At 38.1% G+C, this 13412-nt stretch carries 11 protein-coding genes and 2 pseudogenes; 9 read left to right on the forward strand and 4 right to left on the reverse strand.

The window, feature by feature from the left end; genetic code table 11:
* The first annotated feature begins 30 nt into the window (after window positions 1-30).
* A complete protein-coding gene (locus tag ACFIKG_RS02565) occupies window positions 31-1395 on the forward strand; it encodes an RsmB/NOP family class I SAM-dependent RNA methyltransferase (RefSeq protein ID WP_375651682.1) in 1365 nt (454 codons plus the stop codon).
* Window positions 1396-1459: 64 nt separating this feature from the next.
* On the forward strand, window positions 1460-3205 hold the full coding sequence (locus ACFIKG_RS02570; protein WP_375626324.1) for a heparinase II/III family protein: 1746 nt from the start codon (window positions 1460-1462) through the stop codon (window positions 3203-3205).
* Window positions 3206-4119: 914 nt separating this feature from the next.
* On the opposite strand, the gene ACFIKG_RS02575 is transcribed toward ACFIKG_RS02570, so the two are convergent.
* The 3 genes from ACFIKG_RS02575 to ACFIKG_RS02585 form a co-directional block, all read right to left on the reverse strand.
* Window positions 4120-4272, reverse strand: a complete 153-nt coding sequence (locus ACFIKG_RS02575; protein ID WP_273787606.1) for a DUF1127 domain-containing protein — start codon at window positions 4270-4272, stop codon at window positions 4120-4122.
* Between the two features lie 350 nt (window positions 4273-4622).
* Window positions 4623-6242, reverse strand: coding sequence for a bifunctional phosphoribosylaminoimidazolecarboxamide formyltransferase/IMP cyclohydrolase (gene purH, locus ACFIKG_RS02580; protein ID WP_375651683.1), 1620 nt, complete (start codon window positions 6240-6242; stop codon window positions 4623-4625).
* A 690-nt stretch (window positions 6243-6932) separates the two neighbouring features.
* Window positions 6933-7715 carry an SURF1 family protein gene (locus ACFIKG_RS02585; protein WP_375626016.1) on the reverse strand — a complete coding sequence of 261 codons (783 nt, stop codon included), beginning with the start codon at window positions 7713-7715 and terminating at the stop codon, window positions 6933-6935.
* 298 nt (window positions 7716-8013) lie between these two features.
* Here ACFIKG_RS02585 and rpmB point away from each other — a divergent pair, with 298 nt between their 5' ends.
* From rpmB to ACFIKG_RS02620, 7 genes and pseudogenes are all read left to right on the forward strand, one after another.
* Window positions 8014-8331 carry a 50S ribosomal protein L28 gene (gene rpmB, locus ACFIKG_RS02590; RefSeq protein WP_375626014.1) on the forward strand — a complete coding sequence of 106 codons (318 nt, stop codon included), beginning with the start codon at window positions 8014-8016 and terminating at the stop codon, window positions 8329-8331.
* A 119-nt stretch (window positions 8332-8450) separates the two neighbouring features.
* The gene (locus tag ACFIKG_RS02595; RefSeq protein WP_375651684.1) at window positions 8451-9134 is read left to right on the forward strand and encodes a VUT family protein; all 684 of its coding nucleotides are present in this window, start codon (window positions 8451-8453) and stop codon (window positions 9132-9134) included.
* A gap of 348 nt (window positions 9135-9482) precedes the next feature.
* Entirely contained in the window at window positions 9483-9650 is a 168-nt protein-coding gene (locus tag ACFIKG_RS02600; protein WP_375651697.1) for a transposase, read from the forward strand.
* Between the two features lie 41 nt (window positions 9651-9691).
* Window positions 9692-9871: a hypothetical protein gene (locus ACFIKG_RS02605; protein ID WP_375651685.1), complete on the forward strand. Its 180-nt coding sequence runs from the start codon at window positions 9692-9694 to the stop codon at window positions 9869-9871.
* A 12-nt stretch (window positions 9872-9883) separates the two neighbouring features.
* Window positions 9884-10129, forward strand: a pseudogene (locus ACFIKG_RS02610) (DNA adenine methylase); the annotation flags it as partial.
* A gap of 35 nt (window positions 10130-10164) precedes the next feature.
* Entirely contained in the window at window positions 10165-10422 is a 258-nt protein-coding gene (locus tag ACFIKG_RS02615) for a DNA adenine methylase (RefSeq protein ID WP_375648231.1), read from the forward strand.
* 373 nt (window positions 10423-10795) lie between these two features.
* Window positions 10796-11449, forward strand: a pseudogene (locus tag ACFIKG_RS02620) (HaeIII family restriction endonuclease); the annotation flags it as partial.
* A 64-nt stretch (window positions 11450-11513) separates the two neighbouring features.
* Here the strand turns inward: ACFIKG_RS02620 and cobT are convergent.
* Complete coding sequence (cobT, locus tag ACFIKG_RS02625; RefSeq protein WP_375651686.1) at window positions 11514-13409, reverse strand: cobaltochelatase subunit CobT; 1896 nt, start codon at window positions 13407-13409, stop codon at window positions 11514-11516.
* Window positions 13410-13412 lie beyond the last annotated feature (3 nt).

Here is a 13412-nt window from a genome sequence, read left to right on the forward strand (position 1 = left end):
TTAAGGAAATAGTGATATAAAGGTGGTGTTTTGAAACACAAAAAAGCGGGGCATGTGTCTGAAAAAAATGTTCCAGGGTTAGCTGTTCGACAGGTGTGTGTGCGTCTTTTGGGGGCGGTAGTTGATAAGTACACGCCTCTGTCTGGTTTGACGGATAATGAACACGGACATCCACAATATTTAAAGCTTTCACAGCGAGATCGTTTGTTATGTCGGGCTATTTTAACAGCTTCATTGCGTCATCGAGGGCAGATTATGGCGGCTCTTTCACGCTTTTTGGCGCGTCCTTTGCCTTCACAAGCACTTTCACTTCAGCATCTTTTGCATATCAGTGTTGCACAAATTCTTTATCTTGATATTCCCGATCATGCGGCTATTGATTTAGCTGTGCGTGTGGCGAAACTTGATCCTCGAATGCGCCGTTTTTCAGGGGTGGTGAATGCTCTTTTGCGCAATGTTGCACGTGAGGCAGAGCCTTTACGTCAACAAGTTCCTACCATTGAAGGTGTGCCAGCGTGGTTTGGACAGCTTTTAATATCAGCTTATGGAACAGAAAAGGCGCATCAGATTATAGCAATTCAAAGTGTGGAACCCCCTTTCGATTTGACAGTGAAATCTGACAGTGTTGGATGGGCTAAAAGGCTTGGCGGTGTGGTGTTGCCCAATGGTTCTGTTCGATTAAATCGTCTAGAGAGTTCTGTTTCTGATTTACCAGGCTATAGTGAAGGAACTTGGTGGGTTCAAGATTTTGCTGCAGCGTTGCCTGCTTGTTTACTAGGAACACTTCGGGGTAAACGAGTTGCTGACCTTTGTGCGAGTCCTGGGGGAAAAACAGCACAATTGGCTTTACAAGGGGCAGAGGTGACAGCAATTGAGCTTTCTGCTAACCGCGTAAAGCGTTTAAAAGAAAATATGGAACGGCTTCGTTTTTCAGTTCACATTTGGCAGGGTGATGTGAGAAATTTCCATCCCACACAGCTTTTTGATGCGGTTCTTCTCGATGCTCCTTGTTCTTCTACTGGAACGATCCGTCGTCATCCAGATATTTTATGGACGAAATCGAGGGAAGATATCATCAAGTTAGCGGCGTTGCAAAATGATTTACTTGTCGCAGCAATTTCTTTGGTAAAGGTGGGGGGACGGATTATTTTTTCCAATTGTTCATTGGCAAGAGAAGAAGGTGAAGATCTTATTGAAAAAATTTTATCGACACGCAATGACATTGTTTTAGAACCTATTTATCCAGAGGAAATGGGAGCATTGGCACATTTGCTTTGTGGGGGGATGTTACGTACAACGCCTGCGGATTTTTGTCATAAAAATTTTGATGCTGAGAAAACCGTATTTTTAGGAATGGATGGTTTTTTTGCTGCGCGCTTACGAAAAATTGCTTAATTAACGCTTCATTTACAAAAATGGTCGAAATTGTATTTGATTCAGCATAAATGGAGATGAAATTTTGGCGGTTGCGGTAAAAGCTCCTCAGGTAAAAGTGGCAGCCTGTATCGATACGATACAGAATATTATGCGGCGTTTATGGGTTGGACCATTGTTTCGTTGGCGGTTTTCAGGGTTTCGTCCTCATAAAATTTTAGCGCATCCCATGGATTTGCATGTAGCAGACCCTATGATGGCGCATGAATTTTATCATGGTCGTTTTGCTTTTGCTGGTCACATTGTTCATTCTGGTGCTGTTTCGCCGTTTGCATTGGTTCCACCAACGCTAGAATGGGAAGCAGCTCTACATGATTTTCATTGGTTGCGCCATATGGAGGCAGCAGGAAGTGATTTAGCTTCTGCACATGCACGCTCTCTTTTAGAAGATTGGTTTGACCATGCTGGAAAGAAGGTAAAAGGGCTTGCTTGGAGTGGTCCTGTTGTGGCGCGGCGCTTGATTTCATGGATTTGTCATTCGAAAATGTTGTTAGAAGGGGCAAGTGAACGGTTTGAAAAACGCTTTTTACGTGCGCTTGGTTTGCAATTTCGTTATTTGCGCGTAACAATTTGCAGTATGGAGCATGATGACCGACGTTTACAAGCAGCAGCGGCTTTGACGTTCGCATCTCTTGCTTTGCCTGTTTCTGTGGCAGTGAAAAAAAAGGTACAAACCACACTTATAAAAGAGCTTTCCCGTCAAATCCTAGTTGATGGTGGGCATATTTCTCGTAGTCCTGTTATTTTGCTGAATTTGTTATCGGATTTATTGTCGTTACGGCATCTTTTTATGCGTAGCAATGAAACAGCACCACGTATTTTGATTGATTCTGTTGAGCGTATGTTGCCAGCTTTACGATTCTTTATCCATGAGGATCAAACGTTGGCTCATTTTAATGGGGTTGGTCCCCTTGTGTCGGAACGGTTATCGTCCCTTTTGAAGCTTGATGAAACAGGAGGGCATCCTTTTAGTTATGCCCGTTATTCAGGATTTCAGCGCTTAAAAGCCAATCAAACAACAGTGCTTGCAGATACAGGAAAGTTTCCACCCCGCTTTGTAGCACAGCAGGCTTGTTCGGGGTGTTTGTCTTTTGAAATGTCTTCACAAGGGCACCGTTTTATTATCAATACTGGTGTTAATCCTGATGGTCGGGAAGATTATCGACATTTAGGGCGTGTTACTGCAGCACATTCAACAGCTACGCTTAATGATTGTTCAGTGGGTGCTTTTTATCATAAAAAGAAAAATGGCGCGCCATTTTTGTTTGATGGACCCAGGGAAGTTCAAGTGCGCCGTATAGAGGATTCAGAGAAGACGGGTTTTATTGCGAGTCATAATGGTTATGTGCGACCTTTTAATCTTATTCATGAGCGTGGTGTTATTTTGGCGACAAATGGAGATATGATCGAAGGTTTTGATCGCTTTTTTATGCCAAATAAAGGGGGAAAGAGACACAAGAGTGTGCAAAATGAACAAAATCATGTTGCTGTTCGGTTTCATCTTCATCCACAAGTTGAAGTTAACTATGATGGCAAACGTGTCTGTTTAGCCGTAAAGAACGAGAACGTGAAGAGCGAACAAGTATGGTATTTTATATCGCCTGATGCAGATATTTTTCTTGAAGATTCGATTGATTTTGCAGAATTAACAGGTCCACAACGGACACAACAGATTGTTTTATATTTTCGTCCTGCATTTCAGGAAAAAGTTCGTTGGCGTTTTATCCGTAAAGCGTTTGATAAAAAATCAGAACATTGTTCCAACCCATAGTATATTGCGTTTTATCTTCGTGTCGCAAAACATCATCGTTTATTGTGGTAATATTCTCAAAATTTGAAGATCATATAAATTTTATACATGAAGCATTTTGTTAGAGTATAGGTTGGATGTTTTTAGGCAAGGTTTGCTCATAGAATCTCATGAGGTGATGCTAAGAGAGAGGGATTGGCTCCCGAAAAAAGAGTTTTTAACAGACCATTGTTGACAGATGAGTACTGGTTAAGGATCTTCATTCTTTAAAGATGCGGAGAGAAAATAAAGCTGTTGCTTATCTTCGATAAGTTCTTAAGTGTGCTGTTGGGATCAATATTTCTCTCTGAGAGAGTTGCATTAATAGGGTTACGTTCCTCACAAAAAACAGAGCGCTATTTATTGCATATTCACGGACTTATATTAAAGAAAAATCCCTTAATACTTCCAAGCCTATTTCGCGACGATGTCTGTGATGGGTATAACGGTAAATCCATGAAGCACCTCATCTTTACGCAAGGAGCAATTCGGCACTATCACACTATTTATAGTGCCCAATATTTGTAACAAGCTCTTAGCATTAGAGATGGTTCATAAGAGGCATTTTTAGAATTTTCTTAATAGTTTTTATCCACACAGGACCCCCCGCTTGTAACGTGCAAGCGAATGGTTTTGGTTGATTCAACACACATAGATTTTGAATGGGAGAATCTTCGGTATTCGGGGTTCTAATTCAATATGAATAACGCTAAATTATTAATCAAATATTATACATCACAGAAGCACTGAAAATTCAAGAAACAATACATAGCAGCGCCCGAAAAAGACAGCCCCTCCGCTCTTTGTTATTATACTAAAAATGAAGTCATAATAACAAACCACAAAATGCGTGTTTTTTCATAGCAAAGCACTCTCTCAAATGCTTCAAATAACTTTTATAAAGATTTACGCGAATAACGCCGTGCAATCGAATCAATATCACCTCGACAAATTCCAAGATCGCTGAGTTCATATGTTGAAAGACAACTTAATGCATTAACGGTTCGACGATAACGGCGCCAATTACTATAAAAACGTAGAATATTCATATCCTCTACTCAAACTTTTCATTTCACTCTTTAGGTTTAAGAATAGAGCATATTACTAAAAAGAGTTGTGTTATAATATCATAACAGGTATGCATCTACATACAAAATAATACCCTTTTAACATTTTGCTCATGTGAAAGGGAAACCATTAAAAATATTAACAACGACAATATCGTATCCCTAAATAATGATTAAATTATGTGCATTTTCTGTGGTGATAAACTTCTTCACGAGTAGATTCTTTGGATTGAATAACTGCTTCCATTTCAACAGTTATCAATAGTCATATGATGATTATGAACAGTTCCTTGAAACATTTGTCTCATATGAAGAGGAAATTAGTAAAATTATTAATGGCGGAAGTGTCGTGTTCCTGTAAAAACCATCGCTAAACCCTGCGCATCAGCAGCCGTGATAACTTCTTCATCACGCATGGAGCCTCCTGGTTGAATAACTGCTGTTGCTCCTGCTTCAGCTGCTGCTAATAAACCATCTGCAAAAGGAAAAAATGCATCTGATGCAACAACCGATCCTTTTGTGAGATTTTCTGTTAAGCCTGCTCTTTGGGCACTTTCTGCTGCTTTACTTGCAGCAATTTTTGCTGAATCGATGCGGCTCATTTGTCCGGCTCCAATTCCAACTGTTGCGCTATTTTTCGCGTATACAATAGCATTTGATTTAACGTGTTTTGCTACACGAAAAGCAAATTGAAGATCACGCATTTCATCTTGAGTTGGTGCCCGCTTTGTCACTACTTGCAATTTAAGATCATCAACCACTACGTTATCACGCGATTGCACTAAAATGCCTCCTGCAAGTGTTTTCGCAAGAAGTCCTGCACAGCGTGGATCAGGAACTCCACCTGTAATGAGCAAACGAAGATTTTTTTTCTTGGCAATAATTTCACGTGCCGCCATTGTGGCATCAGGAGCAATAATCACTTCTGTGAAAATTTTAACAATCTCTTCAGCACATTCCTCATCAAGGGTTTGATTTAAAGCAACAATTCCACCAAATGCCGATACATTATCACACATAAGAGCTTTCAAATAAGCTTCTTTCAAATTTTCTCCTTCCGCAACACCACAAGGATTGGCATGTTTAATAAGAGCGACAGCAGCGGTTTTTTGCGGATCAAATTCTGCCACAAGTTCAAAGGCTGCGTCTGTATCATTCAGATTGTTATAAGAAAGCGCTTTGCCTTGTAAAAGTTTTGCTGTTGCAATACCAAAACGTTTTTCATTATTGCGATAAAATGCTGCCTGTTGATGTGGATTTTCTCCATAGCGCATAACACTTTCAAGATGACCAGAAAAACTCTGCCACGATGGAGTTTCAATTTTTAAATCCCGTGCAAACCACGATGCTATTGCCGTATCATAAGCAGCCGTGTGTGCATAAGCGCGCATTGCTAGCTGATGACGCATAGATAAGCTTAAACATCCATTATGCTGCTTTAATTCAGCTAGAATCGAATCATAATCTTTTATCGCTGTTACAACACCGGTATAAGCATAATTTTTTGCCGCGGCGCGAATCATCGCCGGTCCACCGATATCAATATTTTCAAGAATCGTTTGTCCATCGGCTCCCGATAGGATCGTCTCTTCAAAAGGATAAAGATTCACCACCAAAAGATCAATTCCATGAATGCTGTTCTTTTCCATAGCTTCCCTATGGCTAGGATCTTCTCTTACCCCTAACAAAGCACCATGAATCAAAGGATGGAGTGTTTTTACACGCCCATCCATTATTTCAGGAAATCCAGTAACTTCAGCAACATCTTTTACGGGTAAACCAGCCGCTATGAGGGTTTTGGCTGTTCCTCCTGTTGAGATTAATTCAACATTGTAAGTCGCATGGAGGGCTTGTGCAAAAGCAACCACACCCGTTTTATCAGACACAGAAAAGAGAACACGACGAACCCGATGAAGATCAGGTATGGGAAAATTTTTGGCAACAACACCCATAACAGAAGCCTTAAAAATTAAAGAGTTAAAATTCTAGTAAAACACGCTTATACATTTATAGCATAAGCCTTTAGCAAAATACACTGAAAGGATAAACTGTCTTTTTAGAATATAGGATGACTCATCTTTTTTATTATCCTGTAAAAACACTCTCATTTGAGGTGTGGTGGTGGGTGTAAAGTCTCATTGAGACATTAAATGTTTTTTTGTTGCTTATAACTCAACATCTCATCTTCATAGCAGTTTTGAAACAAAAAATGCATCCGTATATTCTCTGCTATATTAGCTTTTATACTAGATGAAGGCGAAAGTATTGCGTATATCAGTTGGAGTAATCTCTGAGATGGGAAACAATCTAATGAAGCAAGAATATAAAATTATAAAAGCAAAAATGAGTGCCTATCTTTCCTATCATTTTTAAATTTGGCTTTATGTTTTTCAAAAGCGTTTATGACAATGTTTTTTTAGAATGAATTTTTTTAAGAGTGGAGATAATGCGTTGTTTCACATTTTTGGGCATTACATTTTTAATGAATCATCCCTCGTTTTATGATGGTTTTTTAAAGAGTGTCGCGTAAATCTTTTGTGGATGGTATAAAGATCCATTGTATGCCTATGATCTTTATTTAACAAAGGCGCAAGTTAGTAGATTCTATTCTCTTTATCACTTGAGATAGAAGAGATCTTTTTTTAGTTTTTTTGCCGTAGCAGAAAAAGAAAAGCTCCTAACACACCAGCAGCTAAAATAAACCACGTGATTGCATAAACGAGATGATTATTTCGAAAATGGATAATCGTAAGACCAACGACAGGAAGGTTTGCTTGTGGAGATGTTTTTCTGGCATCAATGAAATAAGGGGCAACAGTGGACAAACCAAGTTTTTGTGCCATAGCGGGGAGATCGCGCGTATACCATAAATTTTTGTCCGGATTATTTTTACGCGGGAAAAAACCATTTTTTTCACTCATGCGTAATAAACCTATAATCGTTGTTTGTTCTGTGTCTGTGGTAGAATTTTGCTGAGATGAGGCATTTTTATGCGATTGCTCTGGGTTTTGAAAATTGTTACGTTCATCCATGGGGATAAAGCCACGGTTGATAAAGATTAGTGCATTATCAGTAGTCTGTAAAGGAGTCAAAACCCAATAGCCTGTAGTATTTTGAGCGGCTGCAGTGACTAAAATATTTTTGTCTGTTAAAAATTTTCCTGTTATAACAACAGGTTGATATTCATTTTTTTCAAAAGTAATATCTGACCATTGATTTTTTAGGGGGGCTTTTATGGGGGGCAAATGAATGCGCTGATTGGCACTGGTGATAAGATTTGTTTTCCAGTTTAACCGTTGTACTTGCCATATACCTAATGCGCTAAAGAGAAGAAAAAAACAAATACATAAAGTCCCAAACAAAAAAGAAGAAAAACAGCAAGAATTTCCCTGAAGCTTTGTCATGGGGGGCTCTTTTTTGCTCATGATTTATGCTTCCTTTCGGGACAATAGGCTTTTATTCTAACATGGTATGTATTTAAAAAAAACATTTTGTACCCTTTTTGGCAGAATTTGCACGCCTTAATTGAGAAAAAAGATGAAGAATGAGCCCGTAAGAGATGAAAAAGGTTTTATAAAAGACTTGACCTTTTGTTGTCGACCCCCTATTAGAAAGAAACTTCCCAATGATGCCCGTTTAAGGTTGCATTGTGCGTGTTTTGCGTTCATTGTGTCTTTTGGGTATGGGAATTTGAAAGTTTCTTAGAGTTTAAGGGTGAAGTTTATGTCTCGTGCATGTGAATTGACAGGGAAGACGGTTCTGTATGGTAATAATGTTAGCCATGCAAATAATAAGACTCGGCGTCGTTTTTTACCAAATCTTTGCAATGTGACATTGATTTCAGAAGTGTTACAGAAAAGTTACCGCTTGCGCATTTCAGCAAGTGCGTTGCGTTCTGTTGAGCATCGTGGTGGACTTGATGGTTTTTTGGTCAAAGCAGACGATAAAGAGTTGTCGCAACGTGCGCGTTTGCTAAAACGCCAAATCATTAAGAAAAAAGCTGAGCAAGAAGGTGAGCAAAAGGCTGAACAAGCAGCGTAATTGCTATCGTCATTCTTTTTTGTTTATTGACGCTTTTATTCCGGTTTTCTGTTCTAGACGTTAAGTTTTTTGCAGGTTGATCGTTTTATTTTATTGGTTCCGTATCCTAGGTTTAAAAAATGCCCTCAAGCAGTCTTTTACGAGAACAGCAAAAGAAAAGGTATATTGTTTTTTCTATTTTAGCAATGTGCCTTGCTGTCACTGCTTCTAATATTTTTGTTCAATATCCTGTTTATTGGTTTGATTTAAATGAGCTGTTGACTTATGGGGCTTTTACCTATCCATTTGCTTTTCTGATCAATGATTTGACCAATCGTTTTTATGGTCCATCTGCTGCGCGGCGTGTAGTTTATGCTGGTTTTTTTGCGGGGGTCTTTGTTTCTTGGATATTGGCGACGCCACGGCTTGCCCTTGCTTCTAGTTTTGCATTTTTATTTGGACAACTCCTTGATATTGTTGTTTTTACTCCTTTACGACGTAAAACATGGTGGAAAGCCCCTTTAGCAGCAGCGTTGGTTGGTTCGGCTTTGGATACAATGCTGTTTTTTGCTCTTGCTTTTTCTAGCTCTTTTGCTGTTCTTGATAAGATAACAGGGTACGCTGATAGTTCACTGGTGGAGAGTACTGTTTTGGGAGGAGTAGGCATGCCAGTTTGGCTCTCGCTTGCTTTTGGTGATTTTTCGGTAAAAATTATTATGAGCCTGTTTATGTTGATTCCCTATGGAACAATTCTTAATATTGTAAAGCTTCCTCTTTATCAAAGTCATTCAAAGAATGATTCTTCTTTTGTTTGTAACAAATAATGATCTTTGTCTTTTTGTTTTGCTAAAGAAGAGAAGGTTGTGCGTTATGCTTCTGCGAACAGAATTTGAGTGGATTCAAAAAAGGGATTTTGATTCTTTTCTCAAGTTGTATTTATCCATACATCATTTATGCTTATGATGTGTAAGGAAGTGCTTTTGACTGATTCAGTATGAGATAAGAGCATCTTATCAGTATTAAAAACAGATAATCAAGCTCTTATAAAGGATCAAAAATGTCTTGTTAAGAATTGTGATTTCTTACTTATGATTATTTGAGTTATAAGAAACTTGGTTCTTATAAAGGAAAAAACATTTCGATATACATTTGGGTAGTATATAAATAGAAAAATAAATACCAATGGTATCAAGTCCTTTTTGACAGTTTTAAAATTGGGTTATACTGGTATTTATCATTATTTTAGTAACAAATGTTTGTGCAGATATGTTAATGAATTTGCAATTTGTTATAATGCGATCTCTGTAGAATTTGGCAAACGCTTCGAGTATTTATTTTAGACAATTGTAGGTTAGAAAATGCGATACTTGGAGCTGATAGTATGAATAAAATGATAAATCAAACAGATCATACAGAGGCTTTATTTGATAATTTTGTATTAACTTCCTTGAAAAAACAGAGAGAGACTAGGGAGTTGCCTATTGTAAAATCACCTCTTCGTTATCCGGGAGGGAAAAATCGTGCTGTTCCTATAATTATTAATAACTATATAAGGAAATAAAAAACTTTATGTTCTCCTTTTGTAGGAGGGGGGACAATTGAATTAACCTTAGCAAAAAGAGGAACAAAGGTTTATGCTTATGATGCTTTTAAGCCGCTTGTTATTTTTTGGCAGATGCTTTTGAAAGCTGCTTCAGCTCTTGCAGAAAAAGTAAGAGAATATGAAGATATGACTCCCGTAATGTTTTATAATCTCCAAAAAACTTTTGGGAATATTAAAAATCAATTAGAGATTACTGCTGTTTTTTCTTACTCTTAATTGCTCTTTTTTCCGGAAAAATACTTTCTGGCGGTATGTCTCCAGGACATCCTCGATACAATTATCGTTCTATTGAATGGCTTAAAGATTTTAAGATTGAAAATTTCACAATGGAACACAGAGATTTTACAGAAAGTATTCCTAAACACTCTAACGATTTTCTTTATTGTGATCCTCCGTACCTTATTAATCAAAAACTTTATGGTCAAAAAGGCGATAAACATCATCCTTTTGATCATCAATCTCTTGCTGAGCTTTTAAGAAAGCGTCACAGATGGGGTTTTATCTTATAATGATTGTCTGGAAATTAGAGAACTTTATAAAGGACATACAATACTTAAATCCTGAATGGACTTACGGTATGGGAAACAATAAAAAATCAAATGAACTCGTAATTTTGAGTAAGGATCTTTAGGAAATTGCATGAATCAGGTAAGAAAATGGAAAAGCCTTTGAATATGCTTTGTCATGGGTTTTAAAAAAGCAATAAAGGCTTCTATAGAGTTTAACTCGTCCTTTCAAATAGCGGAGTCTTTTTATAATTTATTTAATGATACTGAAAAAAGGCTTTTAAATCTCGCTTCTATTGAAGCAGCTGTTTTCTTACAGTTACATGATAAAAATATTAGAAACACGAAAACTTTTGTTCTTTAGGAAGATTTTGTTGGGATCAAAGGAGATGTTCGTGATATCATTTTAAAAGTTCCTGAAAATCACATTGGTATTTCTGCAAAACATAATCATAGCGCTATCAAACATCCTCGCCTTTCTGGTAAAATAGATTTTGGTAAAGAATAGACGGGTTATTCTTGTAGCAGCGTTTATTTCAATGAAGTTAGGCCTATTTTTGATTATTTAGCAGAGCTTAGAGATAAGAAGATGTTCTTTAGAGATATAGAGGATAAAGACAGCAGAGTTTATCTTCCAATCCTAGAAGCTTTTTCTAAAGAACTTCAAAGGCTTTGTTTAGATTATCAAGATAAATTTGTGAAGCTATTGTTTCAGTATGTTATAGGTTCTTATGATTTTTATAAGATTATGATAGATACAAGATCTAAACAAAAACGGGTTATTATTCAGTCTTTTAATTTGAATGGCACTCTGGGATATGGTCGTAAATGGAAAATTCCAAGCAAAATTTTATCAGTTGCACTAAAACCAGAAAGTAAAAACAAACTTATTATAATTTTTGAAGATGGTTGGAGCATTTCTTTTAGAATTCATAATGCATCCAGTAAAGTAGAAGCTTCTTTAAAGTTCGATATTCAGTTTGTGGGATTATCTTCTCAGGTTGTTAGTCATCAAATTCCGATGGTTTAATGCCGATGGTTTAATGATGGAGATAATTTTTTAAGATGTAATTGTTGGCTGTTTCAAGGTAAGTTTATTTCTTATGAATATGAGGCTTTTTATCACTAAAAAGTATTTCTAATTGTTTTGTTATGGCGTCGGCGAGTTCTTCAGCATTCATAATTGTTACAGCACGTTGATAATAACGTGTGACGTCGTGACCAATTCCAATGGCAATGAGTTCGATGGGGGAGTGTGTTTGGATTTCTTGAATCACTGCGCGTAAGTGTTTTTCTAGATAATTGCTGGAGTTGACCGATAGTGTCGAATCATCAACAGGAGCACCATCAGAAATGACCATGAGGATGCGACGTTGTTCACGCCGCGATAAAAGACGTTGATGAGCCCAAATTAAAGCTTCTCCGTCGATATTTTCTTTTAATAATCCTTCTTGCATCATCAAACCTAAATTGCGTCGTGCGCGACGCCATGGGGTATCAGCACTTTTATAGATGATATGGCATAAATCATTGAGGCGTCCAGGATTGTGGGATTTGTTTTGGGTAAGCCATTGTTCTCGCGATTTTCCTCCTTTCCACGTTTTAGTGGTAAAACCTAAAATTTCAACTTTGACAGCACAACGTTCAAGAGTTTGTGCCAAAATATCAGCACAGCTTGCGGCAACGCTAATGGGGCGTCCGCGCATTGAGCCAGAATTATCAATGAGAAGTGAAACAACCGTGTCCCGAAATTTGGTGTTGCTTTCCATTTTAAAAGAAAGGGGTTGCATGGGATCAATAATTAGACGTGGAAGCCGTGCTGTATCAAGATACCCTTCTTCAAGGTCAAAGCTCCAGTTGCGATTTTGTTGCGCCATCAAGCGGCGCTGGAGACGGTTTGCTAAACGGCCAACGATGTTTTGAAGATGATTGATTTGCTTATCAAGATAACGGCGTAAGTGATCTAACTCGTTTTCAGAACAAAAATCTGTTGCTTCCAAAATTTCATCAAATTGACGGGTGAAGATTTTATAATCACCAAGTCTTTCCATTTGTTCCGAATCGGAAAAAAGGCGTTTGGGTCTGCTTGGCTTTTCTTGCCAAGGTTCATTTTTTTGTTCGCCGTCAGCTTGATCATTGTTGTTTGATTGTGTCGCTTGTGTTTTTCCGTCGTCTTGCACATCACTTTCTTGTTCAGTGCTGGTTTGTTCTTCACTTTGAGCGTGTTTTTTGTTTTTACTCTCTTCTTCTTCTTGGTCTTGAGGTTCACATTCGTTTTTTAATTTTTTATTGTTTTCACTGTTAGAAGCTTCAGCTTGTTGCACTGTCATTTTGAGTGTAGCAAGCATTTGGCGAACAATCTGTGCAAAAGTTTGTTGGTTGTAAATATGATGAGTGAGTTCATCGAGTTCTGCTGCTGCTTTTTGTTCGAGTTCTTGACGCCACAATTCTAAGACAGGACCTGCTTCTCTTGGAGCTGTGCGCTTTGTTATTTTTTCACGCAATAAAAGTGCAATCGCTTCTTGGATGGGGGCTTCACTTTGGTTGCTAATCTTATGATAATGGGCTCTTTTGTATTTATCGGCGAGCATGACATCAAGATTTTTTGCAAGCCCCTCCATGGCTAAAGTACCAATTGCTTCAACACGTGTTTGTTCGAGGGCATCAAAGACAGCACGTGCTTCTGATTCTAGTGGAGAAAATTGCATGTGAATGCGGTTATCATGCCATGCTTTGCGCAGAGCCATGGAATCACCTAATCCGCGGGTAATGGTGATGTCTTTATTCGTTGCGTATTGAGGTAATTCTGGTAAACGCGCACAACTTTCGCTTAAAGATGGTCGGTTATGACTAAAGGAAACTTCAAGGTTTTTTGTGCCTGCAATTGCACGCATACAGGTGGAAAGTGCTTTTTTAAACGCTTCAGCATTAAGAGTGTTGTTGGAAGAGTCCTTTGCCAGATTTTTGTTGTCGCCAATATCGGTAGCCATGAG

The organism is Bartonella sp. LB28NMGDW (genome assembly GCF_042194435.1).
Lineage (GTDB): Bacteria > Pseudomonadota > Alphaproteobacteria > Rhizobiales > Rhizobiaceae > Bartonella > Bartonella grahamii.